The organism is Streptomyces sichuanensis (genome assembly GCF_020328095.1).
GTDB lineage: Bacteria > Actinomycetota > Actinomycetes > Streptomycetales > Streptomycetaceae > Streptomyces > Streptomyces cinnamoneus.
Genome location: NZ_JAIXMK010000067.1, coordinates 12,600 through 38,084 on the forward strand (window position 1 = coordinate 12,600; position 25,485 = coordinate 38,084).

General features: G+C 71.3%; 25 protein-coding genes and 1 riboswitch. Of the genes, 18 read left to right on the forward strand and 7 right to left on the reverse strand.

What is annotated here, in order from left to right:
• The first annotated feature begins 122 nt into the window (after positions 1 to 122).
• The 4 genes from LE181_RS19745 (at position 123) to LE181_RS19760 (ending at position 3,374) form a co-directional block, all read left to right on the forward strand.
• A complete protein-coding gene (locus tag LE181_RS19745; RefSeq protein WP_225662636.1) occupies positions 123 to 920 on the forward strand; it encodes a PspA/IM30 family protein in 798 nt (265 codons plus the stop codon).
• A gap of 81 nt (positions 921 to 1,001) precedes the next feature.
• On the forward strand, positions 1,002 to 1,280 hold the full coding sequence (pspAA, locus tag LE181_RS19750; protein WP_225662637.1) for a PspA-associated protein PspAA: 279 nt from the start codon (positions 1,002 to 1,004) through the stop codon (positions 1,278 to 1,280).
• 78 nt (positions 1,281 to 1,358) lie between these two features.
• Entirely contained in the window at positions 1,359 to 2,651 is a 1,293-nt protein-coding gene (locus LE181_RS19755; RefSeq protein ID WP_225662638.1) for a sensor histidine kinase, read from the forward strand.
• A 33-nt stretch (positions 2,652 to 2,684) separates the two neighbouring features.
• Complete coding sequence (locus LE181_RS19760; protein ID WP_225662639.1) at positions 2,685 to 3,374, forward strand: response regulator; 690 nt, start codon at positions 2,685 to 2,687, stop codon at positions 3,372 to 3,374.
• A 149-nt stretch (positions 3,375 to 3,523) separates the two neighbouring features.
• On the opposite strand, the gene nadA is transcribed toward LE181_RS19760, so the two are convergent.
• Complete coding sequence (gene nadA, locus LE181_RS19765; protein WP_372458421.1) at positions 3,524 to 4,711, reverse strand: quinolinate synthase NadA; 1,188 nt, start codon at positions 4,709 to 4,711, stop codon at positions 3,524 to 3,526.
• A gap of 238 nt (positions 4,712 to 4,949) precedes the next feature.
• Here nadA and erpA point away from each other — a divergent pair, with 238 nt between their 5' ends.
• Positions 4,950 to 5,306 carry an iron-sulfur cluster insertion protein ErpA gene (gene erpA, locus LE181_RS19770; RefSeq protein WP_004946545.1) on the forward strand — a complete coding sequence of 119 codons (357 nt, stop codon included), beginning with the start codon at positions 4,950 to 4,952 and terminating at the stop codon, positions 5,304 to 5,306.
• A gap of 90 nt (positions 5,307 to 5,396) precedes the next feature.
• Here erpA and LE181_RS19775 read toward each other — a convergent pair whose 3' ends face one another.
• Positions 5,397 to 6,947, reverse strand: a complete 1,551-nt coding sequence (locus LE181_RS19775) for a hypothetical protein (RefSeq protein WP_225662641.1) — start codon at positions 6,945 to 6,947, stop codon at positions 5,397 to 5,399.
• A 123-nt stretch (positions 6,948 to 7,070) separates the two neighbouring features.
• Positions 7,071 to 7,283: a hypothetical protein gene (locus LE181_RS19780; protein WP_225662642.1), complete on the reverse strand. Its 213-nt coding sequence runs from the start codon at positions 7,281 to 7,283 to the stop codon at positions 7,071 to 7,073.
• A 172-nt stretch (positions 7,284 to 7,455) separates the two neighbouring features.
• Between LE181_RS19780 and LE181_RS19785 the strand changes: the two genes are divergently transcribed.
• Complete coding sequence (locus LE181_RS19785) at positions 7,456 to 8,430, forward strand: carbohydrate kinase family protein (RefSeq protein WP_225662643.1); 975 nt, start codon at positions 7,456 to 7,458, stop codon at positions 8,428 to 8,430.
• Positions 8,431 to 8,625: 195 nt separating this feature from the next.
• Here LE181_RS19785 and LE181_RS19790 read toward each other — a convergent pair whose 3' ends face one another.
• On the reverse strand, positions 8,626 to 10,017 hold the full coding sequence (locus LE181_RS19790; protein WP_225662644.1) for a cysteine desulfurase/sulfurtransferase TusA family protein: 1,392 nt from the start codon (positions 10,015 to 10,017) through the stop codon (positions 8,626 to 8,628).
• Between the two features lie 359 nt (positions 10,018 to 10,376).
• On the opposite strand from LE181_RS19790, the gene ctaC reads away from it, so the two are divergent.
• The 4 genes from ctaC to LE181_RS19810 all read left to right on the forward strand — a co-directional run bounded on the left by ctaC (position 10,377) and on the right by LE181_RS19810 (position 14,835).
• A complete protein-coding gene (ctaC, locus tag LE181_RS19795; protein ID WP_225662645.1) occupies positions 10,377 to 11,348 on the forward strand; it encodes an aa3-type cytochrome oxidase subunit II in 972 nt (323 codons plus the stop codon).
• Entirely contained in the window at positions 11,345 to 13,072 is a 1,728-nt protein-coding gene (ctaD, locus tag LE181_RS19800) for an aa3-type cytochrome oxidase subunit I (protein WP_225662646.1), read from the forward strand. The genes ctaC and ctaD overlap by 4 nt, the downstream gene beginning before the upstream one ends.
• Positions 13,069 to 13,467, forward strand: coding sequence for a cytochrome c oxidase subunit 4 (locus LE181_RS19805; protein ID WP_190111770.1), 399 nt, complete (start codon positions 13,069 to 13,071; stop codon positions 13,465 to 13,467). The genes ctaD and LE181_RS19805 overlap by 4 nt, the downstream gene beginning before the upstream one ends.
• 120 nt (positions 13,468 to 13,587) lie before the next feature.
• Entirely contained in the window at positions 13,588 to 14,835 is a 1,248-nt protein-coding gene (locus LE181_RS19810; protein WP_225662647.1) for a L,D-transpeptidase, read from the forward strand.
• Between the two features lie 4 nt (positions 14,836 to 14,839).
• Here LE181_RS19810 and LE181_RS19815 read toward each other — a convergent pair whose 3' ends face one another.
• Positions 14,840 to 15,241: a hypothetical protein gene (locus tag LE181_RS19815; RefSeq protein ID WP_225662673.1), complete on the reverse strand. Its 402-nt coding sequence runs from the start codon at positions 15,239 to 15,241 to the stop codon at positions 14,840 to 14,842.
• 238 nt (positions 15,242 to 15,479) lie between these two features.
• Here LE181_RS19815 and ctaE point away from each other — a divergent pair, with 238 nt between their 5' ends.
• From ctaE to LE181_RS19845, 6 genes are all read left to right on the forward strand, one after another.
• Positions 15,480 to 16,100 carry an aa3-type cytochrome oxidase subunit III gene (gene ctaE, locus LE181_RS19820; protein WP_071963529.1) on the forward strand — a complete coding sequence of 207 codons (621 nt, stop codon included), beginning with the start codon at positions 15,480 to 15,482 and terminating at the stop codon, positions 16,098 to 16,100.
• A 68-nt stretch (positions 16,101 to 16,168) separates the two neighbouring features.
• Entirely contained in the window at positions 16,169 to 16,978 is an 810-nt protein-coding gene (qcrC, locus tag LE181_RS19825) for a cytochrome bc1 complex diheme cytochrome c subunit (RefSeq protein WP_225662648.1), read from the forward strand.
• Positions 16,975 to 18,030 (forward strand): cytochrome bc1 complex Rieske iron-sulfur subunit, encoded by a 1,056-nt coding sequence (qcrA, locus tag LE181_RS19830; RefSeq protein WP_225662649.1) that lies wholly within the window; start codon positions 16,975 to 16,977, stop codon positions 18,028 to 18,030. The genes qcrC and qcrA overlap by 4 nt, the downstream gene beginning before the upstream one ends.
• Positions 18,027 to 19,649, forward strand: a complete 1,623-nt coding sequence (qcrB, locus tag LE181_RS19835; protein WP_225662650.1) for a cytochrome bc1 complex cytochrome b subunit — start codon at positions 18,027 to 18,029, stop codon at positions 19,647 to 19,649. The genes qcrA and qcrB overlap by 4 nt, the downstream gene beginning before the upstream one ends.
• Positions 19,650 to 19,807: 158 nt before the next feature.
• A complete protein-coding gene (gene trpD / locus LE181_RS19840; RefSeq protein WP_225662651.1) occupies positions 19,808 to 20,872 on the forward strand; it encodes an anthranilate phosphoribosyltransferase in 1,065 nt (354 codons plus the stop codon).
• Between the two features lie 78 nt (positions 20,873 to 20,950).
• A riboswitch (SAM riboswitch) is annotated at positions 20,951 to 21,067 on the forward strand.
• A 161-nt stretch (positions 21,068 to 21,228) separates the two neighbouring features.
• Complete coding sequence (locus LE181_RS19845) at positions 21,229 to 22,599, forward strand: aminotransferase class V-fold PLP-dependent enzyme (protein WP_225662652.1); 1,371 nt, start codon at positions 21,229 to 21,231, stop codon at positions 22,597 to 22,599.
• A gap of 13 nt (positions 22,600 to 22,612) precedes the next feature.
• On the opposite strand, the gene LE181_RS19850 is transcribed toward LE181_RS19845, so the two are convergent.
• Both LE181_RS19850 and LE181_RS19855 read right to left on the reverse strand, forming a co-directional pair.
• Entirely contained in the window at positions 22,613 to 22,894 is a 282-nt protein-coding gene (locus LE181_RS19850) for an Lrp/AsnC ligand binding domain-containing protein (protein ID WP_190111762.1), read from the reverse strand.
• On the reverse strand, positions 22,891 to 23,610 hold the full coding sequence (locus LE181_RS19855; protein ID WP_225662653.1) for a rhomboid family intramembrane serine protease: 720 nt from the start codon (positions 23,608 to 23,610) through the stop codon (positions 22,891 to 22,893). The genes LE181_RS19850 and LE181_RS19855 overlap by 4 nt, the downstream gene beginning before the upstream one ends.
• Positions 23,611 to 23,791: 181 nt before the next feature.
• On the opposite strand from LE181_RS19855, the gene LE181_RS19860 reads away from it, so the two are divergent.
• The gene (locus LE181_RS19860; protein WP_190111760.1) at positions 23,792 to 24,031 is read left to right on the forward strand and encodes a hypothetical protein; all 240 of its coding nucleotides are present in this window, start codon (positions 23,792 to 23,794) and stop codon (positions 24,029 to 24,031) included.
• 19 nt (positions 24,032 to 24,050) lie between these two features.
• Positions 24,051 to 25,424, forward strand: coding sequence for an NYN domain-containing protein (locus tag LE181_RS19865; RefSeq protein WP_372458424.1), 1,374 nt, complete (start codon positions 24,051 to 24,053; stop codon positions 25,422 to 25,424).
• Positions 25,425 to 25,485 lie beyond the last annotated feature (61 nt).

The following is a 25,485-nucleotide window of genomic DNA, read 5'->3' on the forward strand; positions in this document are numbered from 1 at the left end:
AGGAGGAGCGCATCCGGGTCCGAACAGTGCGGTAATGGAAGCAGGGCCCGTACTGTGGGTTCTGAAAGATGTGCTGGAGCCTAAGCCCGATCAGTTCGGTCAGAAGGGGGCGCGCGAGGCCCATGAGCGGTGTCATGAAGCGGATGGGGATGATCTTCCGCGCGAAGGCCAACAAGGCCCTGGACCGGGCCGAGGATCCGCGCGAGACCCTCGACTACTCGTACCAGAAGCAGCTGGAGCTGCTGCAGAAGGTGCGGCGCGGCGTCGCGGACGTCGCGACGTCCCGCAAGCGCCTGGAGCTCCAGCTCAACCAGCTGCAGGGCCAGTCGACCAAGCTGGAGGAGCAGGGCCGCAAGGCGCTCGCGCTCGGCCGCGAGGACCTGGCGCGCGAGGCGCTCACCCGCCGCGCCGCGCTCCAGCAGCAGGTCAGCGACCTGGAGACGCAGCACCAGACCCTTCAGGGCGAGGAGGAGAAGCTCACCCTCGCCTCCCAGCGCCTGCAGGCCAAGGTGGACGCCTTCCGCACGAAGAAGGAGACCATCAAGGCCACCTACACCGCCGCTCAGGCCCAGACCCGGATCGGCGAGGCGTTCTCCGGCATCTCCGAGGAGATGGGCGACGTCGGCATGGCCATCCAGCGCGCCGAGGACAAGACCGCCCAGATGCAGGCCCGCGCCGGCGCCATCGACGAGCTGCTCGCCTCCGGCGCGCTCGACGACCCGACCGGCACGGCCAAGGACGACATCACCGCCGAGCTGGACCGCCTTTCCAGCGGCTCGGACGTCGAGCTGGAGCTGCAGCGGATGAAGGCCGAGCTCGCGGGCGGCGGCAGCGGCCGGCAGCAGGCCATCGAGGGGGGCGCCGCCGGGCAGGACCGCCAGGACCGCCCCCAGCAGCAGCCGCGGTTCGACAAGAGCTGACCCGCCCGGCGCCCGGTGCACCGGGCGCGGCGACGGACTCGGCCCATAGGTGGCAGACGCCCTGAGGCAAGGGAGACCGTCATGATCGTACGGATCATGGGGGAGGGCCAGGTGAAGGTGGCCGACCGCCACTTCGCCGAGCTCAACGCGCTGGACGACCAGCTGCTCGCCGAGGTCGAGGGCGGCGACGAGGCCGGCTTCCGCCGCACCCTCGGCGCCCTGCTCGACGCCGTGCGCCGGACCGGCGAACCGCTGCCCGACGACGCACTGGAACCCTCCGAACTGATCCTGCCCGCGCCCGACGCCACCCTGGCCGACGTGCGCGCGATGCTCGGCGACGACGGCCTCATCCCCGGCTGACGCGCCCGCCCCCGACCCGGCTCCTCCGGCACTCCGGCACCCGCCCGCCCGCACGGCCCGCCCCCCGAACGGACCGCGATGACCTCCCTCGCCGCCACGGGCCTCGCCCGCCCGCACCGCTGGCTGCGCACCCATCCGCTCGCCGCCGACAGCCTGCTGGCCGTCCTCGTCCTCGGGCTCGTCCTCGTCGGCGCCTACCTGGGCCCGCACACCGAGCGCCGCCCGCCGGGGCTCCCCTACGTCCTGCTCACGGCGGCCGCCTGCGCCTGCCTCGTGGCGCGCCGCCGCCGGCCGCGCACGGTCCTCGCCCTGACCTGCGTCCTGACGGTCGTGGCCACCGTCGTCGCCTGCGACGAGGGGCCGCCCCGCACCCAGATCGCCACCAGCGTCGCACTGGCCCTCTACACCATCGCCGCCCGCACCGAACGGCCCACCGCCTGGCGCATCGTCGCCGTGACCGTCGCCGTGCTCACCGGCGCCGTCATGCTCTTCGGCCCGCCGCCCTGGTACGCCCAGGAGAACCTCGGCCTGTTCGCCTGGACGGGCATGGCCGGCGCCGCCGGCGACGCCGTCCGCAGCCGCCGCGCCTACGTCGCCGCCGTCGAGGAGCGCGCCGTGCGCGCCGAGCGCTCGCGCGAGGAGGAGGCCCGGCGCCGCGTCGCCGAGGAGCGGCTGCGCATCGCCCGCGAGCTGCACGACGTCGTCGCCCACCACATCGCCCTCGTCAACGTCCAGGCAGGCGTGGCCTCCCACATCATGGACAGCCGGCCGGACCAGGCCAAACAGGCCCTCGCCCATGTGCGCCAGGCCAGCCGCTCGGCGCTGGAGGAGCTGCGCGCCACCGTGGGGCTGCTGCGGCAGTACGGCGATCCCGAGGCCCCCACCGAGCCGGCGCCCGGCCTCGGCGTGCTCGACCAGCTCGTCGACGGCTTCGCCCGGGTGGGACTGAGCGTCGACGTCACCGCCACCTCCACCCTGTCCGGCGCCCCCGCCGGCGGCACGGGCGCGGCCGGCGCCGCGGCCGTCATCGGCCCGCTGCCGGGGGCCGTCGACCTGACCGCCTACCGGGTGCTCCAGGAGGCGCTGACCAACGTGCACAAGCACGCCGGGCCCGGCGCCCGCGCCGAGGTGACCCTGCTGCGCCGGCCCGGCAGCCTGGACCTGACCGTCCTGGACGACGGCGGCGGCCGCCCCACGGCGGCCCCGGTCACCGCAACCGCCCCGGAGCCCGGGGGCGGCCACGGCCTGATCGGCATGCGGGAGCGCGCGGTCGCGCTCGGCGGCATCTGCGAGGCGGGCCCGCGCGCGGGGGGCGCGACCGGCTTCCGGGTGCGCGCCGTCCTGCCCCTGCAGGCCCGTACCGGGCCATGAGGGGCGGGGGAGGCCGAGCCTAGGCTGGGCCGCATGACTGAGCCGATCACCGTTCTCCTGGCGGACGACCAGGCGCTGCTGCGCAGCGCGTTCAAGGTGCTGGTGGACTCCGAGCCGGACATGCGGGTGGTGGGCGAGGCGGCGGACGGGGCCGAGGCGGTCGCGCTGGCCCGCTTCCACACACCGGACGTGGTGCTGATGGACATCCGGATGCCGGGGACGGACGGCCTCGCCGCGACCCGTGCCATCTGTTCCGACCCGGCGCTGGCGGCGGTGCGGGTGGTGATGCTGACGACCTTCGAGGTCGACGAGTACGTCGTCCAGTCGTTGCAGGCGGGCGCTTCGGGCTTCCTCGGCAAGGGGGCCGAGCCGGACGAGCTGCTCGCCGCGATCCGGATCGCGGCGGCGGGGGAGGCGCTGCTGTCGCCCGCGGCGACGAAGGGGCTCATCGCGAAGTTCCTGGCGCAGGGGGAGGCGCGCGGGCCGCAGCGGCCGGGGGGCGCCCCGGTGCGGCTGGACGCGCTGACCGTGCGCGAGCGGGAGGTGCTGGTCCAGGTGGCGGGCGGGCTGTCGAACGACGAGATAGGCGAGCGCCTGACCGTCAGCCCGCTGACCGTGAAGACCCACGTCAACCGGGCCATGGCGAAACTGGGCGCGCGGGACCGGGCCCAGCTGGTGGTGATCGCCTACGAGTCGGGCCTGGTCCGCCCGAGGACGGACTGACGCACATCGGCCCGGTACGGCCGGCGAACGTCCGCCCGCGCCGTCCGCCGCCGTCCGTCCGTCCGTGAACGGACGGAACACGCCGGACGCCGGGCGGGCCGGATCCCTCCGGCCCGCCCGGCGTCCGCGGACGGCGACGACCGCTACGGCTACGGCAGGGCGAGCATCCGCTCCAGCGCCAGCTTCGAGAAGCTCGCGACCTCGGGGTCGACCTCGATGCGGTTGACGACCTTGCCGTCCGCGAGGGACTCCAGCGCCCACACCAGGTGGGGCAGGTCGATGCGGTTCATGGTCGAGCAGAAGCAGACCGTCTTGTCGAGGAAGACGATCTCCTTGCCCTGGTCGGCGAACCGGTTCGCCAGGCGGCGCACCAGGTTCAGCTCCGTGCCGATGGCCCACTTGGACCCGGCCGGGGCGGCCTCCAGGGTCTTGATGATGTACTCCGTCGAGCCCACGTAGTCGGCCGCGGCCACGACCTCGTGCCGGCACTCGGGGTGCACCAGGACGTTGACGCCCGGGATGCGCTCGCGCACGTCGTTGACGGAGTCGAGCGAGAAGCGGCCGTGCACCGAGCAGTGCCCGCGCCACAGGATCATCTTCGCGCCGCGCAGCTCCTCGGCGGTCAGGCCGCCGTTCGGCTTGTGCGGGTTGTAGACGACGCAGTCCTCCAGGGACATGCCCATGTCGCGGACGGCGGTGTTGCGGCCCAGGTGCTGGTCGGGCAGGAACAGCACCTTCTCGCCCTGCTCGAACGCCCAGTTCAGGGCGCGCTCGGCGTTGGAGGAGGTGCAGATGGTGCCGCCGTGCTTGCCGGTGAACGCCTTGATGTCGGCCGACGAGTTCATGTACGAGACGGGGACCGTCACCTCGGCTATGCCGGCCTCGGTCAGCACGTCCCAGCACTCGGCGACCTGCTCGGCGGTGGCCATGTCGGCCATCGAGCAGCCCGCGGCCAGGTCCGGCAGGACGACCTGCTGGTCGTCGCCGGTCAGGATGTCCGCGGACTCGGCCATGAAGTGCACGCCGCAGAAGACGATGTACTCGGCGTCCGGGCGGGCGGCCGCGTCGCGGGCGAGCTTGAAGGAGTCACCGGTGACGTCCGCGAACTCGATGACCTCGTCGCGCTGGTAGTGGTGGCCGAGCACGAAGACCTTGTCCCCGAGCTTCGCCTTGGCCGCGCGGGCACGCTCCACCAGATCCGGGTCGGACGGCGCCGGCAGGTCGCCGGGGCACTCCACGCCGCGCTCGCTCCGCGGGTCGGACTCGCGTCCGAGCAGCAGGAGGGCGAGGGGGGTGGGCTGGACATCCAAGGGCTGGGCGGTGGTCACGACACGCACCCTTTCTGTTCTGCGGACGGCCGCTACGATCGGCCTTGTCGTCAATTTGACGCTATCTATCATAACTGCTTCACGTCAGTTTGACGATGGCCATCGTGTCGATGTGACACATTCCCCCGGTGCGGGTGGTGTGCGAGCATGAAAGACGCAAGACACAGGCCAGGCCCGGAATGAATCCGGGACGTCGTGGGTTGCTGCCGAAGGCAAGCAGTCCGCACCAAACCCGGGAGTGAAGCAGATGTCCGTTCAGGACGAGAAGACCACGGTGAGCGACGGCATCCTCCTGTCCGACGCCGCTGCCGCGAAGGTCAAGAGCCTGCTGGAGCAGGAGGGCCGCGACGACCTCGCCCTGCGCGTCGCCGTCCAGCCCGGTGGCTGCTCGGGCCTGCGCTACCAGCTCTTCTTCGACGAGCGCTCGCTCGACGGCGACGTCGTCAAGGACTTCGACGGTGTGAAGGTCGTCACCGACCGCATGAGCGCCCCGTACCTGGGCGGCGCCTCCATCGACTTCGTCGACACCATCGAGAAGCAGGGCTTCACGATCGACAACCCCAACGCCACGGGCTCCTGCGCCTGCGGCGACTCGTTCAGCTAAATCGCCGGACGCGTCGGCGCACGCACACGCGAAAAGGGCGGCGCCCCCTCGGGGGAGGCCGCCCTTTTGCGTGCCCTGCCTGCCGTCCGGCTACTTGCCCTGCTGCCGCACGGCGTCGCCGCTCGCCAGGTCCACGACCTTCCGGTCGCCCAGCGGCTCGTCCAGCGAGACCGTCGTGTCGAACTTCTTGATCATCATCACGCAGTACCGGCCCGGCTGCTTCTCGGTGCCCGTGACCTTCACCGTCACCGCCGACGAGGACTGCTCGGCCGACGCGGCGTAGTCGCTGCACACCCCGCCCCAGAAGTGCAGGACGAGCGTGCGGCCGTCGTCGCGCGCGCTGTACGACTCCACGCGCAACGGTCCGGAGACCGGCGGGGTCGCCGTCGGCGTGCCGTCCGGCCGGCCGCTCCCGGGCCGGTCCTGCCGCGCGATGTACTTCGGGTCGACGGCGGGCTGGGCGATCGTCACCGTGTCACCCTTGCCGGCGCCCGGCATCCGCGCCGTGAACAGCCACGACGGCACCAGCGCCTGCCGCCCGGAGACGGACTGCGCCGACAGCCCGAACGCCGCGCCGGTCACCGTCACCGGCTCCGGTCCGTCCGGCTTGCCCGGGCACGGCGTGCCGCTGCCCTCCTTCTCCGGGTCCTCACCCTGGTCCTTGAACGGGACCGCCGTCGCGCAGCCGCCGACGCCCACCCGGCCCGTACCGGCGCCCTTGTTCAGTTCGCCGAGCGCCCGGTCCGCCGTGATCAGGGGGTAGTCCGCGTCCTTCTTCGGCACGTCCAGCATGCCGCTGCCGCCGACGACCTGCGCGTCCGCACCGATCTGCAGGCTCGTCTGCCAGCCGTACGTCGGCAGCTCGTTCACCACGGGATCGGCCGTGACGGCCCTCACGGCGCCGTGGACCTTGCTCGCATCGGTCCGGGCGCCCTCCTGGCCCAGTGCCTTGAGCACGGGCGCGGCGGCGTTCTTCGCCTTGTCCTCCGGCACGGGCCGCGCCGCGGCCGGGTCCGGGGCCGGGGAGCCGTCACGGAAGGAGGGGCACTTCGGCGCGGGCGCGTCCTTCGAGCCCTCCTGGGACGGCGGCGTCACGCAGTGGGTGCCGCCCGGCACGCCGTAGCGCGAGTACGACCAGCTGCCCGGCCCCTGCCGGCTCACCTGCAGCGTGGGCCCCGCGGCGTCCGGGCCGCCGCCGACCGTCCAGGTGTCCTGGACCAGCCGCGGGGCGCCCTGGACGTCGAGGGCCTTGGCGAGGGCGGCCACCCGGTCGCGCGTCACCTCGCGCGCGGGCAGGTGGACGGCCGCGGTCCGCGGGCCGGCGGGCAGCCTGCCCTCGGCCCGGTAGCGCACGCCGTGCGGATCGGGCTCGCCCACGGCGATGCCCTGCCCCTGGGACGGCCCGCCGGGGCCGGCCGCGCGCCCGTACCCGTCCAGCGCGAGCGGCGGCGGGGAGCCGCTGCCGGCGCTCGCGTCCGCGCCGCTCCCGCCGTCACCGTCGCGCGACGCCGTGGACGCCCAGTACGCGCCGCCGCCACCGGCCAGCAGCACGGCCGCCGCCACCGATGCCACCGCCAGCGGGGAGTGCTTCCGCTGCCGTTTCTCGGGGCTGCCGCCCGGAGTGCTGCCCTCGGTGCTCACCGCATCGCTCCTTCGCTCCGCTCAATGTGTGTACTGCCGCATCCCCCGTGAGGGGGACGCGGCTTGGACGGAGCGCAGGAGCGAGCGGTTCCACTGTCTCGTGCGGGGCGCCTTCCGGGACCGTCAGTCGCCGTACTCCGACATCCCGTCCAGGAGCCGTGCCGATCCCGCCGGGACGGTGATGCCGTGGATGAGCGAGAGCGGCGTGGCCCCGGCGGGACGGGGCTCACCTGCGGTGCGGGTCCAGTGCGGTGCCATGCGGGCGCAGTCCCTGCGCAGCTCGTCCAGTGATTCCGGGTCCGTGGTGGGCGTGACGTCCTTCACAGTCTTCGGCATACCCGCACCGTACGCAGCGGAGAGCGCGCCGTGAAAGACCTACTATTAGGTAGATTTGCGTACTAATCATGGGGATCCGGGCCCGGGGGTTGCGCGCGGGCCCCGGTAACGTGGTGTGGCTCTTCCTTGACCCATCACCCCCGTCCACCGCCCCGCAGGGAGCAGACCCGCCGTGCGTATCGCTGTCACCGGCTCCATCGCCACTGACCACCTGATGACCTTCCCCGGCCGCTTCGCCGATCAGCTGGTGGCGGACCAGCTGCACACGGTCTCCCTCTCCTTCCTCGTCGACGAGCTGGACGTCCGCCGCGGCGGCGTGGGCCCCAACATCTGCTTCGGCATGGGCCTGCTCGGCCTGAAGCCGATCCTGGTCGGTGCCGCCGGCGCGGACTTCGCGGACTACCGGGCCTGGCTCGACCGGCACGGCGTCGACACCGCCTCCGTGCACATCTCCGAGGTCCTGCACACCGCCCGCTTCGTGTGCACCACGGACACCGACCACAACCAGATCGCGTCCTTCTACACCGGCGCGATGAGCGAGGCCCGCCAGATCGAGCTGCAGCCCGTGGCCGACCGGGTCGGCGGCCTGGACCTGGTGCTGATCGGCGCGGACGACCCCGAGGCGATGCTGCGCCACACCGAGGAGTGCCGCGCCCGCGCCATCCCCTTCGCGGCCGACCCCTCCCAGCAGCTCGCCCGCCTGGAGGGCGACGACATCCGCGTCCTGATCGACGGGGCGGCCTACCTCTTCACCAACGAGTACGAGAAGGCGCTCATCGAGTCCAAGACGGGCTGGACGGGCGAGGAGATCCTGGCCAAGGTCGGCACCCGCATCACCACGCTGGGCCCGGCGGGCGTGCGCATCGAGCGCGCCGGCGAGCCGGTGATCGAGGTCGGCTGCGCGCAGGAGGAGGCCAAGGTCGACCCGACCGGCGTCGGCGACGCCTTCCGCGCGGGCTTCCTCGCGGGCGTGACGTGGGGGCTGACGCTGGAGCGGGCCGCGCAGGTGGGCTGCATGCTGGCGACGCTGGTCATCGAGACGCTGGGCACGCAGGAGTACGAACTGCGCCGCGGCCACTTCATGGAGCGTTTCACCAAGGCGTACGGCCACGAGGCCGCCGCAGAGGTCCAGGCACACCTGTCCTGACCCACCGGGGGTGCGCCCCCGCCCCCGGTTCCGTGCGCGCCGACCCGGACGGGCTGGATCTTCCCGCCCGTCCGGGTACGATCCAGCCCCTCCGGGGGCACCTCCCAGCGGTGGCTGGGGGAGCTTGAGGAGCGGGGTCCGGGGCGGAGCCCCGGGGTGCACCCGGCGGACCCGGGCCGGTCCGGCCCGGCGGGTTCAGATCCGGCGGCGCACCGTGTACGCCACTCCGGGGGGCGCCGGGCGTTCGCCCACGTACTCCTGGTCGCGCATTCCGCACCACGCGGGGATGTCGAGGCGCGCGGCCTCGTCGTCCGACAGGACCGTCACCAGTCCGCCCACCGGCACGTCCCCGATCACCTTCGCCAGCTCGATCACCGGGATCGGGCAGCGCTTGCCCAGCGAGTCGACGACCAGTTCCTCCTCGCCGGCCGCGGCCGGCGCCTCGGCCGGCGCCGTCGCCGGGGCGCCCAGGTGCTCGCGCACCGATGCCACCACCCGGGGCAGCACCTCCAGGAAGCCCTCCACCTCCTCCGCCGTCGTCCCCAGCGGCAGGGAGACCCGTACGTTGCCCTCCGAGAGCACGCCCATCGCCTGCAGCACATGACTGGGCCTCAGCGTGCTGGAGGTGCACGAGGAGCCGGAGGAGACCGAGAAGCCCTCGCGGTCCAGCGCGTGCAGCAGCGTCTCCCCGTCCACGTACAGACAGGAGAACGTCAGCAGGTGCGGCAGCCGGCGCACCGGGTCGCCGACCACCTCGACGTCCGGGACGAGCGCGGGCACCCGTTCGCGCAGGCGCTCCACCAGGCCGCGCAGCCGCGCGCCCTCAGCCGCCGCCTCCGCGCGCACCGCCCGCAGCGACGCCGCGGCCGCGACGATCGCGGGCAGGTCGGGGAAGCCCGGCGCCCGGCCGGACTCACGCTCGTCCGCCGGCCCCCGGGCCGCGAACCGCACGCCCTTGCGCACGGCCAGCAGGCCCACCCCGGCCGGCCCGCCCCACTTGTGCGCGCTCGCGGTCAGCAGTGACCAGCCCCCGGGCACCGGGCCCCAGCCGAGCGACTGGGCGGCGTCCACCAGCAGCGGGACGCCCGCCGACCGGCACGCCTCGGCCACCTCGGCGACCGGCTGCTCCGTGCCCACCTCGTGGTTGGCGGTCTGCAGCGCCGCCAGGGCGGTGTCGGGCCGCAGCGCCGCGGCGAACGCACCCGGCCCGACCCGGCCCGTGCGGTCCACGGGCACCTCGGTGACGCTGCCGCCCGCCGTCTCCAGGGCGGCGGCGGAGTGCAGGACGGCGGAGTGCTCCACCGCGGAGACCACCAGATGGCGGCCCACCCGGCGGCGGCCGGCCAGCGCCCCGGCGATGCCGTCGTGCAGGGCGCGCGTCCCCGAAGGGGTGAAGACGAGTTCGTCGGGCCGGCAGCCCACCTCCTCCGCCGTGGCCTCGCGGGCGGCGTCCAGCAGCAGCCGGGCCCGGCGGCCCTCGCGGTAGAGCCGGGCGGGGTCGGCCCACCCCTCGTCGAGGGCGGCCAGCAGCGCCTGGCGGGCGACCGGGTGCAGGGGGGCGGCGGAGGCCGCGTCGAAGTAGGGCACATACGAACGCTAACTCCCTCGCACGCGGGAGCGACGGGGCCACCGCCCCCCGTTCGCCGCGCCGCCCGTGACTGCGGTGCACGGCCGGCCGGCGGGGTTCCTCCGGATGGCCGGGCGCACCCCCTGCGACCTGCTCGCACGTGCCGCTGACGGTCCCCCAGACGGCCTCCGGATCCCGAGATTCCACCCCTTCGGGGACCGGACCGGCGCGTTGGGCACCCTCCCCGCGCGACCCCAAATAGCGTCCAGTAGGGTTTGGTCCGCATAAACATCCAAACCCCTGCCCGCAGCGGGCCGGCGACCGACCAGCGAGACGGCCGCAGCCGGCCGCACGGGCGAGACTCTCGGGAAGGCGCTACGTGAGTCCCAACGGCTCCGACCGCTCGTCGCGGCGCCCGGTGCGGCGGAAGCTGCTGCAGGCGCTGGCCGCGGGCGCTGTCCTGGCGACCGCCACCGGTTGCACATCGAAGGACTTCCCCCGCCTCGGCATGCCAACGCCCGTCACGGAAGAGGCGCCGCGGATCCTCTCCTTGTGGCAGGGCTCGTGGGCGGCTGCGCTCGCCACGGGCGTACTGGTGTGGGGCCTGATCCTGTGGAGCGTCATCTTCCACCGGCGCAGCAGGTCCAAGGTGGAGATCCCCACCCAGACCCGGTACAACATGCCCATCGAGGCGCTGTACACCGTGGTCCCGATCATCATCGTCTCGGTGCTCTTCTATTTCACCGCGCGTGATGAGAACAAGCTCCTGACCAACCCGGACAAGCCGCAGCACGTCGTCAACGTGGTGGGCTTCCAGTGGAGCTGGGCGTTCAACTACATGGAGAACGTCGACGGCAACGCCGCGACGCCGGCGAAGCCGCTCCGTGAGAACAAGGAGCTCGACGCGATCCCGGACCGGTTCCTGAAGAAGGCACCGCAGGGCGCGGAGGGTGTCTACGAGGTCGGCGTCCCGGGTGACCGGAACCCGCAGACCAACAACCCGGGCCCGACGCTGTGGCTGCCCAAGGGCGAGACGGTGCAGTTCGTCCTCACCTCCCGGGACGTCATCCACTCCTTCTGGGTGGTGCCGTTCCTGATGAAGCAGGACGTCATCCCGGGCCACACCAACAGCTTCACGGTGACCCCCAAGAAGGAGGGCACCTACCTGGGCAAGTGCGCCGAGCTCTGCGGTCAGGACCACTCGCGGATGCTCTTCAACGTCAAGATCGTCTCTCCTGAGCGGTACCGGGCGCACCTGAAGGAGCTGGCGGCCAAGGGCCAGACCGGTTACCAGCCGGCGGGTATCGCGATGACGGATCACGCGAAGAACGCGGAGACCAAGAACAAGTGAGCATCCTCAACGAACCCCAGGGTGCCGCCGCCGCAACAGCCACGGCAGCACCACCCGTCCGCCAGAAGCAGCCCGGTAATCAGGTGATCAAGTGGCTCACCACCACTGACCACAAGACGATCGGCACGCTCTACCTGGTCACGTCGTTCGCGTTCTTCTGCATCGGCGGCCTGATGGCGCTCCTCATGCGCGCCGAGCTGGCCCGTCCCGGCACGCAGATCATGTCGAACGAGCAGTTCAACCAGGCGTTCACGATGCACGGCACGATCATGCTGCTGATGTTCGCGACGCCGCTGTTCGCCGGATTCGCGAACTGGATCATGCCGCTGCAGATCGGCGCGCCCGACGTGGCGTTCCCGCGGCTGAACATGTTCGCCTACTGGCTCTACCTCTTCGGCTCGCTGATCGCGGTGGCCGGCTTCCTCACCCCGCAGGGTGCGGCCGACTTCGGCTGGTTCGCCTACTCCCCGCTGTCGGACGCGGTCCGTTCGCCGGGCGTCGGCGCCGACATGTGGATCATGGGTCTGGCCTTCTCCGGCTTCGGCACGATCCTCGGTTCGGTCAACTTCATCACCACGATCATCTGCATGCGCGCCCCGGGCATGACGATGTTCCGCATGCCGATCTTCACCTGGAACGTCCTGCTGACCGGTGTCCTGGTCCTGCTGGCCTTCCCGGTGCTGGCCGCGGCGCTGTTCGCCCTGGAGGCGGACCGTAAATTCGGTGCCCACGTATTCGACGCGTCCAACGGCGGCGCGCTGCTGTGGCAGCACCTCTTCTGGTTCTTCGGTCACCCCGAGGTCTACATCATCGCCCTGCCGTTCTTCGGCATCATTTCCGAGGTCATTCCGGTGTTCTCCCGGAAGCCGATGTTCGGTTACTGGGGCCTGATTGCCGCGACGATTTCCATCGCGGGTCTCTCGGTCACCGTGTGGGCGCACCACATGTATGTGACCGGCGGTGTACTGCTGCCGTTCTTCTCCTTCATGACCTTCCTCATCGCGGTCCCGACCGGTGTGAAGTTCTTCAACTGGATCGGCACCATGTGGAAGGGCTCGCTGTCCTTCGAGACCCCGATGCTGTGGGCCGTCGGCTTCCTGATCACCTTCACCTTCGGTGGTCTGACCGGCGTCATCCTGGCCTCGCCCCCGATGGACTTCCACGTCTCCGACTCGTACTTCGTGGTCGCGCACTTCCACTACGTCATCTTCGGCACCGTGGTGTTCGCGATGTTCTCCGGCTTCCACTTCTGGTGGCCGAAGTTCACGGGCAAGATGCTGGACGAGCGCCTGGGCAAGATCACCTTCTGGACGCTGTTCGTGGGCTTCCACGGCACGTTCCTGGTCCAGCACTGGCTGGGCGCCGAGGGCATGCCGCGTCGTTACGCGGACTACCTCGCCGCCGACGGCTTCACCACGCTGAACACCATCTCGACGATCAGCTCGTTCCTGCTCGGTCTGTCGATGCTGCCGTTCATGTACAACGTGTGGAAGACGGCCAAGTACGGCAAGAAGGTCGAGGTCGACGACCCGTGGGGCTACGGCCGTTCGCTGGAGTGGGCGACCTCCTGCCCGCCGCCGCGGCACAACTTCCTCACCCTGCCGCGCATCCGCTCCGAATCCCCGGCGTTCGACCTGCACCACCCGGAGATCGCGGCGCTGGAGATCGAGGAGAACCTCGCCGCTGACAAGGCCCTCGCGGGTGGCAAGGAGGCCGGCAAGTGAAGATCCAAGGCCGGATGTTCATCTGGCTCTCCGTCTTCATCCTCGCCATGGCGGTCGTCTATGGCGTGTGGGCGAAGGAAGCGGCCGGTACGACCGCCCTCTTCATGGCCTTCGGCCTGTGCATCATGGTCGGCTACTACCTGGCGTTCACCGCGCGCCGGGTGGACGCCGGGGCGCAGGACGACAAGAACGCGGACGTCGCCGACGACGCCGGTGAGCTGGGCTTCTTCGCCCCGCACAGCTGGCAGCCGCTGTCCCTGGCCGTGGGTGGCGCCCTCGCCTTCATGAGCATCTGCTTCGGCTGGTGGCTCATGTACTTCTCCGCCCCGATCATCCTGGTCGGCCTCTTCGGCTGGGTGTTCGAGTTCTACCGCGGCGAGAACCAGAACCAGTAGGTTCCGCCCCGCCGCTTCCCGGGCCCCGCACACCGCACGGTGTGCGGGGCCCGGTGCGTTCCCCACCCGTTTGCAGGCGCCCCGGGAGCCGTCCGGCCGGATCCTTCCTACGGTGTGACCATGGGTCACACACCTCGAAGCCAAGCGGTGCCGCTCTGCGCCCTGCTGCTGGTCTCCCTGGCGCCGGTGTTCGCCGCCTGCGGCGGCTCGTCGAACCCGCTGGCCGACAAGCCCTACGACGCCACGGACCAGGTCAGGCTGGCCGGCGCCGACTCCGGCCGGAAGGCGGACCCGAGCAAGCCCCTGGAGGTCACGGCCTCCGGCGGCGACCGGATCACCGACGTGACCGCCACCGACGCCGCCGGACGGTACGTCAAGGGCGAGCTCGCCCCCGACGGCTCCCGCTGGCACAGCACCGGAGCGCTGGCGGCCGGCGCCCACTACACCGTGCGCGTCAGCACCGAGGACGAGGACGGGGCCCAGGGGCGCCGGACGATCGGCTTCGACACCAATCCGGCCGACAGGCTGCTGCGGGTCGCCTTCGGCCCGCAGAGCGGCACCTACGGCGTCGGACAGCCCGTCACCGCCGAGCTCAGCGAGCCCGTCCAGGACCCGGTCGCCCGCGCCGTCGTCGAACGCACCCTGCACGTCGAGTCCCAGCCCGCGGTCCAGGGCGCCTGGCACTGGGTGGACAACCGGACCCTGCACTACCGTCCGGCCGAGTACTGGCCTGCCCACGCCACGATCGACGTGCGCGCCACCCTCGACGGCATCAAGGTCGGCGGCGGCCTCTACGGAGGCCCCTCGAAGCCCGTCAGGCTGACCACCGGCGACCGCGTCGAGGCCGTCACCGACGCCGCCGGGCACTACATGACGGTCATGAAGAACGGCGAGACCCTGCGCACCATCCCCGTCACCACCGGCAAGCCCGGCTACGCCACCCGCAACGGGGTCAAGGTGATCCTGGGCCGGGAATCCTTCGTACGGATGCGCGGCACCAGCATCGGCATCGCAGAGGGCAGCGAGGACTCCTACGACCTGCCGGTCTACTGGGCCACCCGGGTCACCTGGAGCGGCGAGTACGTCCACGCCGCCCCCTGGTCCGAGGGCTCGCAGGGCATGGACAACGTCAGCCACGGCTGCACCGGCATGAGCACCGCCAACGCCAAGTGGTTCTTCGACAACGTCCGCGTCGGCGACGTCGTCAAGGTCGTCGGCAGCGCCGGCGCCACCATGACGCCCTTCGACAACGGCTTCGGCGACTGGAACATGCCCTGGAAGCAGTGGCGCGAGGGCAGCGCCCTGGTGGCCGGCAAGCGGGAGGGCACGGGCCCGGCCGACGTGGCCCGGCTGCGGCCCGAGCTGTAGGGGGTCAGGCGTCGACGCCCAGCTTCTGCCGCAACAGCCCCGCCAGGGCGTCCGCGAAGGCGACCGGGTCCAGCGGATGGGTGACGGCCGCGTCCGCGCGGCTCCAGGTGGCCAGCCAGGCGTCCTGCGGACGGCCGATGAGCAGCAGCACCGGCGGGCAGCGGAACACCTCGTCCTTCAGCTGCCGGCACACGCCCATGCCGCCCGCGGGCGCCGTCTCGCCGTCCAGAACGCACACGTCCACCCGGTGCTCCGCCAGCGTCCGCAGCACCGCGGGGAGGGTCGCGCACTCCAGGTACTCGACGGGTGGGACGTCCGCCGCCGGACGCCTCCCGGAAGCCAGCCGCACCTGCTCGCGCGTGTGCGCGTTGTCGCTGTAGACCAGCACCGTGGCGGTCGGCTGCATCGTTCCTCCAGGCTTGTGGACGCTCATGGACAGCACAGCGTGTGGGTCGGGCCGTTGTGCGCGGATGCTACTCCGCGAAGGCCCTCCGGGAGGAGGGTTCGGCGAGGCCCGCAAGGCCCCGGAAGCGGCCCTTCCCCCCTTTGGGGGACGCCCGGCGTGGGCCGTACGAGCAGCGCATACGGTCTTGACACACCGAACGGCACCCCCCGGAGTGAGCGCGAGATAAGCGACCGACATAATGTCGGTCGTGGCGACAGCAACAGCAACAGATACCGGGCACGCGCACCCGTCGGTCAATCGACCGAACCTCACCAGCGTCGGAACCATCATCTGGCTGAGTTCCGAGCTGATGTTCTTCGCGGCCCTCTTCGCGATGTACTTCACCCTGCGATCGGTGACCGGAGCCGAGCACTGGAAGGAAATGGCGTCCGCGCTGAACCTTCCGTTCTCGGCCACCAACACCACGATCCTCGTGCTCTCCTCCCTCACCTGCCAGCTCGGCGTCTTCGCCGCCGAGCGCGGCGACGTGAAGAAGCTGCGCATGTGGTTCGTGGTCACGTTCGTGATGGGTGCCATCTTCATCGGCGGCCAGGTCTTCGAATACACCGATCTGGTCAAGGAGGAGGGGCTCTCCCTGTCCTCCGACCCGTACGGTTCGGTGTTCTACCTGACCACCGGCTTCCACGGCCTGCACGTGACGGGCGGTCTCATCGCCTTCCTGCTGGTCCTGGGCAGGACGTACGCGGCCAAGAGGTTCACCCACCACCAGGCGACCGCCGCCATCGTCGTGTCCTACTACTGGCACTTCGTCGACGTGGTCTGGATCGGCCTCTTCGCCACGATCTACTTGATCAAGTAATCGGTCCTGTCCCGCACCGGACCATCAGTCCAGCATCGACGCAGAAGATCCTGACACCGGGGTAATCCGTGAAAAAGCTCTCCGCACGACGACGCCATCCGCTGGCGGCGGTCGTCGTCCTACTCTTCGCGCTGGCGGTAACTGGGGGGCTGTACGCCGCGTTCGCGCCGGCGGACACGGCCAAGGCCGATGACACCGCCCAGTCCCTCGCCATCGAGGAGGGCAAGAAGCTGTACTCCGTGGGCTGCGCAAGCTGCCACGGAACCGGCGGTCAGGGCACCTCCGACGGGCCGAGCCTGGTCGGCGTGGGCGCCGCCGCCGTCGACTTCCAGGTCGCCACCGGCCGCATGCCGCTCCAGCAGCAGGGTGCCCAGGCGCCCCGCAAGAAGGCCATCTACACGCAGGCCGAGATCGACCAGCTCGCCGCGTACATCGCCTCTCTCGGCGCGGGCCCCTCGGTCCCGACGAAGAACCAGTACAGCCCCGACGGTGCCGACATCGCCAAGGGTGGCGAGCTGTTCCGTACGAACTGCGCCCAGTGCCACAACTTCACCGGCAAGGGCGGCGCACTCTCGAACGGCAAGTACGCCCCCACGCTTGAGGGCGTCAACCCCAAGCACATCTACGAGGCCATGCAGACCGGCCCGCAGAACATGCCTTCCTTCCCCGACACCACGATGTCGGAGAAGAACAAGAAGGACATCATCGCGTACCTCGACACGGTCAACAGCGACAAGACCAAGAGCCCGGGCGGCCTCGAACTGGGCGGTCTCGGCCCGGTCAGCGAGGGTCTGTTCGCGTGGATCTTCGGTCTGGGTGCGCTGATCGCAGTCGCCATCTGGGTCGCGGCCCACACCGCTAAGGCCAAGAAGTCATGAGTAGCCAAGACATTCCAGAAGAGACCCTGCCCAGCACGCAGGGCGACGCGCACGAAGGTGTCGTAGCCACCGCAGCCGACCCCTTCGCGGACCCGGGGCTGCCGCCGCACGAGCCGCGCATCCAGGACATCGACGAGCGGGCCGCCAAGCGCTCCGAGCGCGTGGTCGCGTTCCTGTTCGTGCTGTCCATGCTGGCCACGGTCGGCTTCATCGCCGCGTACGTGAGCCTGCCGGTCGACAAGAACATCTACGTGTTCCCGATCGGTCACATCAGCGCCCTGAACTTCTCGCTGGGGCTCACCCTCGGCGTGGCCCTGTTCTGCATCGGCGCGGGCGCGGTCCACTGGGCCCGCACCCTGATGTCCGACGTCGAGGTCGCCGACGACCGGCACCCGATCGAGGCGGCCCCCGAGGTCAAGGCCAAGGTTCTGGCCGACTTCAAGCTGGGTGCCGAGGAGTCCGGGTTCGGCCGTCGCAAGCTGATCCGCAACACCATGTTCGGCGCGCTGGCCCTGGTGCCGCTCTCCGGTGTGGTGCTGCTCCGCGACCTCGGTCCGCTGCCGGGCACCAAGCTCCGCAAGACCGCCTGGTCCGAGGGCAAGATGCTGATCAACCAGAACACGCTGCAGCCGCTGCGTCCCGAGGACATCCAGGTCGGCTCCCTCACCTTCGCCATGCCCGAGGGCATGAAGGAGGAGGACCACGACTTCCAGCAGGAGATCGCCAAGGCGGCCCTGATGATCGTCCGGCTCCGCCCGGAGAACATCAAGGACAAGCGCGAGCTCGACTGGTCGGCCGACGGCATCGTCGCGTTCTCCAAGATCTGCACCCACGTCGGCTGCCCGATCAGCCTCTACGAGCAGCAGACGCACCACGTGCTGTGCCCGTGCCACCAGTCCACCTTCGACCTCGCCGACGGCGGCCGGGTGATCTTCGGCCCGGCCGGTCACGCCCTTCCGCAGCTGCGGATCAAGGTCAACGACAAGGGCTACCTTGAGGCCATGGGCGACTTCGCCGAGCCCGTCGGTCCTGCCTACTGGGAGCGCGGATGAGCAACAACGACAACCGCCGCAAGGCGCCCGCCGGCGAGCGGGTCGCCGACTGGGCCGACGGCCGGCTGGGCATCTACAGCCTGGCCAAGGCCAACATGCGGAAGATCTTCCCGGACCACTGGTCCTTCATGCTGGGCGAGGTCTGCCTCTACAGCTTCGTGATCATCATCCTCACGGGTGTGTATCTGACGCTGTTCTTCCACCCCAGCATGAACGAGGTCGTCTACCACGGCTCGTACGTCCCCATGCAGGGCATGCGGATGTCCGAGGCGTTCAAGTCGACCGTCGACATCAGCTTCGACGTCCGCGGCGGTCTGCTCATCCGGCAGATCCACCACTGGGCGGCGCTGATCTTCGTCGCGGCCATGCTCGTGCACATGATGCGCGTGTTCTTCACCGGCGCGTTCCGCAAGCCGCGTGAGGTCAACTGGCTGTTCGGCTTCCTGCTGCTGGTCCTCGGCATGTTCACCGGTTTCACCGGTTACTCGCTGCCGGACGACCTGCTCTCGGGCACCGGTGTCCGGTTCATGGAGGGTGCGATCCTCTCCATCCCGATCATCGGCACCTACATCTCGATGTTCCTGTTCGGTGGCGAGTTCCCCGGCTCGGACTTCGTGCCGCGGTTCTTCTCGATCCACGTCCTGCTGCTGCCGGGCGTGATGCTCGGCCTGCTGGTGGCGCACCTGATCCTGGTCTTCTACCACAAGCACACGCAGTTCCCCGGCCCCGGCCGGACGAACAAGAACGTGGTCGGCATGCCGCTGCTGCCGGTCTACATGGCCAAGGCCGGAGGCTTCTTCTTCCTGGTCTTCGGTGTCATCGCGGCCATCGCGGCCGTCGCGACGATCAACCCGATCTGGGCCATGGGCCCGTACCGCCCGGACCAGGTGTCCACCGGTGCGCAGCCCGACTGGTACATGGGCTTCTCCGAGGGCCTCATCCGCGTGATGCCGGGCTGGGAGATCAACTTCGCGGGTCACACGCTCGTCCTGGGCGTGTTCATCCCGCTGATGATCTTCCCGCTGGTGCTGGCCGCCATCGCCGTGTACCCGTTCATCGAGTCCTGGGTCACCGGCGACAAGCGTGAGCACCACCTGCTGGACCGCCCGCGCAACGCCCCGACCCGCACCGCGTTCGGTGTGGCCTGGCTGACCTGGTACCTGGTGCTGCTGGTCGGTGGTGGAAACGACCTGTGGGCCACCCACTTCCACCTGTCGATCAACGCCATCACCTGGTTCGTCCGGATCGCGTTCTTCGTCGGCCCGGTCATCGCCTTCGTCGTCACCCGCCGGATCTGCATGGGTCTCCAGCGTCGCGACAAGGAGAAGGTGCTGCACGGCCGCGAGTCGGGCATCATCAAGCGCCTGCCGCACGGTGAGTTCGTCGAGGTCCACGAGCCGCTCTCGCAGCAGCAGCTGCACACCCTCACGGCCCACGAGCAGCCCTCGCCGCTCGCGCTGGAGCCCGAGGTCGACGAGAACGGCGTCGCTCGCAAGATCAGCGCCACCCAGAAGCTCCGCGTGAAGCTCTCGAAGGGCTTCTACGGCGAGGGGACGCACATCCCCAAGGCCACCGCGGAGGAGTACCAGGAGATCACCAGCGGCCACGGCCACCACTGATGACTCCCACCTGCTGATCACAGTGAACTGATCGCCACAGCAAGAGCCCCGTCCATGCGCTGGACGGGGCTCTTCGCTGTCCCCGGACGTCGATAGGCTGGGACCCGGGGGCTACCGAGAGCTCCCACGGAGACGACCGACCACCAGGAGTGTGGACCATGAACGTTGCGACCCCGGCAGGCGGCGAGCGCTCGGTGGCCCACTCCTGGCCCGGCGTACTCGACGCCCTGCTCGACCGCGTGGACCTCAGCGCCGACGACACCGCCTGGGCCATGGACAGCATCATGCGCGGCGAGGCGACGAGCGCGCAGATCGCCGGCTTCGTGGTGGCTCTGCGGGCCAAGGGCGAGACGGTCGCCGAGATCTCCGGCCTGGTCCGGACGATGTACGAGCACGCCAATCTCATCGAGGTGCCCGGCCCGAGCGTGGACATCGTGGGCACCGGCGGCGACGGTGCCAAGACCGTCAACATCTCCACCATGTCCTCGATCGTCGTGGCCGGCACTGGCGCGAAGGTGGTCAAGCACGGCAACCGCGCCGCCTCGTCCGCCAGCGGTGCCTCCGACGTCCTGGAGAAGCTCGGCGTCAACCTCGACCTGACGCCGCGGCGGGTGGTGGAGGTCGCCGAGGAGGCGGGCATCACCTTCTGCTTCGCCGTGAAGTTCCACCCCGCGCTGCGGCACGTGGCGGCGGCCCGCCGCGAGCTGGGCATCCGCACCACGTTCAACGTGCTGGGCCCGCTCACCAACCCCGCCCGCGTGCGCGCCCAGGCGACGGGCGTGGCGGACCCCCGGATGGCACCCATCCTGGCCGGCGTGCTGGCCGAGCGGGGCTCCTCGGCGCTGGTCTTCCGCGGCGACGACGGGCTGGACGAGCTGACCACGACGGCGACCTCCCGGGTGTGGATCGTCCGCGACGGCACGGTGCGGGAGGAGCCCTTCGACCCCCGCGACGTGGGCATCGACCTGGTGCCGGTGGAGGCGCTGCGGGGCGCCGACGCCTCGTACAACGCCGACGTCGCCCGCCGCCTGCTGGCGGGGGAGACCGGGCCGGTGCGCGACGCGGTGCTGCTCAACTCGGCGGCGGCGCTGGTGGCGTTGGCGCCGACGGACGCACCCCTGGCGGAGCAGATCTCCGCCGGCATCGCCCGGGCCGCGGAGTCCATCGACTCCGGCGCGGCCCGGCGCTCCCTCGAACGCTGGGTTTCGGCCAGCAACGCCTGAGCGGAGACGGTCCGGTGGGTGGGATTCCGCCCGCTCACCGGGCCGCCGGCGCCGAAGGTGTGCCATACTCCTCGGCAAGGTCACGAGTGACAGCGATCAGGCCCCGGCTTGCTGTCCGGCAACCCTCCTTCCGTGGCGGGGTGCCCCGGGTGATGACCAGGCCGCAGGCAGCGACGTCTGCGGCAAGCGCGGATCCCTCGCCAGGGATCCTGGTTGTCGAGGGAGATTCTTCCGTGATTCAGCGAATGCGCTAGGGCTCCGAGAGCCCCTTCTCCGCGCACCCTTCTTCCCCTTCCCGCGCCGGGCCCGTCGTCGGCCGCGCGGTGGAATTCGCCTGCCTCATACGGGAGTTCGTCATGCCTGTCGCCACCCTCGCCGCCGACCAGTCCGTCTGCGCCCCGCTGCCCGTCCTCGGCCGGGACGTCCGGGTGCCGCTGGTCACCGGGGGCGAAGTGACCTATGCGGCCCTCGACTACGCCGCCAGCGCCCCGGCCCTGCAGCGCGTGTGGGACGACGTCGCCGCCTACGCGCCGTACTACGGCAGCGTGCACCGCGGCGCCGGGTACCTCTCGCAGCTGTCCACCGATCTCTTCGAGAACAGCCGGGCGGCGGTGGCCGGATTCCTCGGCTGCCGCGAGGGCGACCAGGTGGTCTTCACCCGCTCCACCACCGACTCGCTCAACCTCCTGGCATCCGTACTGCCCGTCGGCTGCCGGGTGTTCGTCTTCGAGACCGAGCACCACGCCGCGCTGCTGCCCTGGGGGAGGGCGAGCGACGCCGAGGTCACCTGCCTCGACGCGCCCCGCACCCCCGCCCAGGCCGTCGAGACGCTGGAGCGGGCCCTGGCCGACCGCGACCCCTACGGCCCGGCGCTGGTGGTGGTGACGGGCGCCTCCAACGTGACGGGCGAGCTGTGGCCCGTGCGGGAGCTGGCGGCGGCCGCGCACGCGCACGGGGCCCGCATCGTGCTGGACGCCGCCCAGCTGGCCCCCCACCACCCCGTCGACATCGCGGAGTTGGACGTCGACTGGGTCGCCTTCTCCGGCCACAAGCTCTACGCGCCGTTCGGCTCCGGCGTCCTGGCCGGCCGTGCCGACTGGCTGCGGGACGCCGAGCCGTACCTGGCGGGCGGCGGGGCCAGCCGCAGCGTCGCCCGGCGCGCCGACGGCGGCGTCGACGTCCAGTGGCACGAGAGCGCGGCCCGCCACGAGGCGGGCTCGCCCAACGTCATCGGCGTCTACGCGATCGCCTCGGCCTGCAAGGCGCTCGGCGAGGCGGGCTTCGACCGGCTCGTCGAGCGGGAGCGGCAGCTGGTGGAGCAGGTGCGGACGGGGCTGGCCGCGGTGCCCGGGGTGCGGGTGCTCTCGCTCTTCGGCGACGACGCCCCGCGGGTGGGCGTGCTGTCCTTCGTCGTGGACGGCTGGAACAGCTCGCACTTCGCCGCCGCGCTCTCCGCCGAGTACGGCATCGGCGTCCGCGACGGCCTCTTCTGCGCCCATCCGCTGGTGCGCACGCTGCTCGGCGGCGAGGACGGGACGGAACCCGGCGCGTGCGGGGCGCCCGACGAGGGGGCCACGCTCAACGCGATCCGGGTCAGCTTCGGCGCCGGCACCCCCGACGAGCACGTCGAGCGGTTCGTCCGGGCCGTCGGGGAGCTGGTGCGGAACGGCGCGCGGTGGCTCTACCGCACCGAGGGCGGCCGCTGCGTCCCCGACACCTCGGCCTGACCGTGGGGCCCGCTCAGCTGTCGAGGCCGATGGCGAAGGCCGCTTCGAGGTCGTGCTGGGAGTACGTGCGGAAGGCGATGTGCGTCTCGGTCGAGGCCACGCCCTGCACCTTGCTGATCCGGCCCGGGATGACCTCGGCGAGGTCCTCGTGCCGGGCCACCCGCACCAGCGCGATCAGGTCGTAGGCGCCGGTGACCGAGTAGACCTCGCTCACGCCCTCCAGCGTGGCGATCTTCTCCGCGATCTCCGGGATCCGGTCCACGTCGGTCTTGATGAGCACGATCGAAGTGATCACGTCGGCTTGTCTCCTTCGGTGGACCGGGTTGCGCCCTTCACTCTAGCCGCAGCCGTGCGGTGGACCCAGGTGCAGGCGAAGCCGAGGCAGAAGCCCAGTACATGGGCCAGATACGCGACGCCGGGCTGGCCGGCCTCCGTGCCGGTCGCCAGCCACTGCAGCACGAACCAGAACAGCAGTACGGCCCAGGCGGGGAAGCGCAGCGGCAGGAAGAAGAGGAACGGGAAGAGGCTGGTGACCCGCGCCCTGGGGAAGAGATAGAGGAACGCCCCCAGCACGCCGGAGATGGCGCCGGACGCCCCCACCAGCGTGCGGTCGGACTGTGCGTGCACGACCGCGTAGCCCAGCAGTGCGAGGTAGCCGGTGAGGAGGTAGCAGCAGGCGAAGGCGGCGCGGCCCATGCGGGCCTCGGTCATGGCGCCGAAGACGTAGAGGAAGAGCATGTTGCCCAGCAGATGCAGCCAGTTGCCGTGGACGAACAGTGCCGTGAACGGGGTGGACAGACCCCGCAGGGGGGCCTGCCAGAGCTCCTGCGGCACGACGCCCCAGCGCGCGAAGTAGTCGGTCTGGGCCGACAGCAGGCCGGGCCCGGTGCCGTAGGCGGCGTTCAGGCCGGAGGCCGGCCCGACGAGGAAGGCCGCGCAGCAGCAGCCCAGGAGCGTCCACGTCACCCACGGAACGTCGTCCCGGCCCGCGCGCACTACCTTTCCGATCATGGCCAGATCATGGCGTACCGGGCACAACCAGCACAGAGTGCCTCGCCGGTCCGTCCGGTCGGGACGGTGCCACCGCGTTCGGCGACCACCAGGCCGTAGGGTTACGGAAAGAGAACTGCACAGACCGTATGCAGACCGTATGTAAACCGCACGCGAACCGACGACGAGGACGGACGAGACGATGGGCGTTCCCCGGCCGACGGCCGAGACCCGGTGGCGCTGCACCCTGTGCGGCAACCTCACGCGGTTCGACGTGACCCGCACCACCAGGGCCGTGGAGTACGTGCACCTCGATCTGGCGGGCGAGCCGAAGGTGGAGGAGCGTGAGGTCGTCAGTGAGACGATCGAATCCGTGCGGTGCCGCTGGTGCAACACGGTCGACCAGATCGAGCTGGTGGACCGGCCGGCCGCACATGCCTGAAGAACGGGAGCGATGAACGGTGGTGGAGCACACTGACGGCGTGGAGGCCGCCGGTGACGCCGGCGGGGCCGACGACGGCGTCACGGAGGTGCTCGACCGTCCGCTGCCCGAGGGGATCAGGCGGCGGGTCATCGGGCTCGTCGCGGAGGCGTTCGGCGGGCTGACGGTCGCCGAACTCCCGCCCCAGCTGCGGCAGTACGCCCGCTTCACCCCGACCCGGCGGGCCAAGTTCGCCGGCAACGCCATGGCGGCGGCCGTGGAGGGCGACCCGGTCTTCCGGCAGCGGATCTCCGCCCGGCTGCGCGAGACGGGCTCGGAGCTGGTCGAGGCGCTCGACGCCGGTTCGCCGCCTGCGGCCGCGGACCCCGAGGACGTGGCGGCCATGGCCTTCGTGCTGCGCCCGCCCGGCTGGGTCAAGCTCGTCACGGCCGCCGGCGAGGAGGCCCAGCGGGCCAGCGCCGAGCGGGCCGGCGAGGAGGCCCAGCGCGAGCTGCGGCAGCTGCGCGAGGAGCTGGCCTCGGTCCGGGCCGAGGCCCGTGCGGAGACCGAGCGCGTCCGCGCCGAGCTGGAGGCGGCGCGCCGGGAGTCGGAGTCGCACCAGCGCAAGCTGCGCAGCGCCGTCAGCGACGTGCGGCGCGGCGAGGCGGCGCTGCGCAAGGCGCAGGCGGAGCTGGAGTCGCTGCGGTCGGAGGCCGCGGCCGAGAAGGCGGCGGCCCTGGCCGAGACGCGGCGTATCAAGTCCCGGCTGGCGGAGGCCGAGGCGGGCCTGGAGGCGACCCGCCGGGCGGCCCGCGAGGGGCGCAGCGTGGAGGACATGCGGCTGCGGCTGCTGCTGGACACGGTGCTGGACGCGGCCCAGGGGCTGCGGCGCGAGCTGGCGCTGCCGCCCGCCTCCGTGCACCCGGCGGACACCGTGGACGCGGTGCAGCCCGGCACGATGACGCCCAAGGACATCGCCACCCGGGCCCTGTCGGAGACCGACCCGGCGCTGCTGGACCAGCTGCTGGCGCTGCCGCAGGCGCATCTGGTCGTCGACGGCTACAACGTCACCAAGACCGGCTATCCGACGATGCCGCTGGACAAGCAACGACTGCGGCTGCTGGGCGGGCTGGCGATGCTGGCCGCGCAGACCGGCGCCGAGGTGACGTGCGTCTTCGACGGCGCGGAGCTGGCCGCGCCGGTGCTGCTGGCGCCGCCGCGCGGGGTGCGGGTGCTGTTCAGCAAGCCCGGCGTGACGGCGGACGAGCTCATCCGCCAGCTGGTGCGGGCCGAGCCGCCGGGCCGTCCGGTCGTGGTGGTCTCCACCGACCGCGAGGTGGCCGACGGCGTCGCCAAGGCGGGCGCACGGCCGGTCGCATCGGCCCTGTTGCTGCGGCGACTTGCCCGGACCTGAGCGGTAACGCCCGTTAAGGCGGTGTCACCTGCGGTGGTCCGTTGGTAAAGCTTGGACTCCT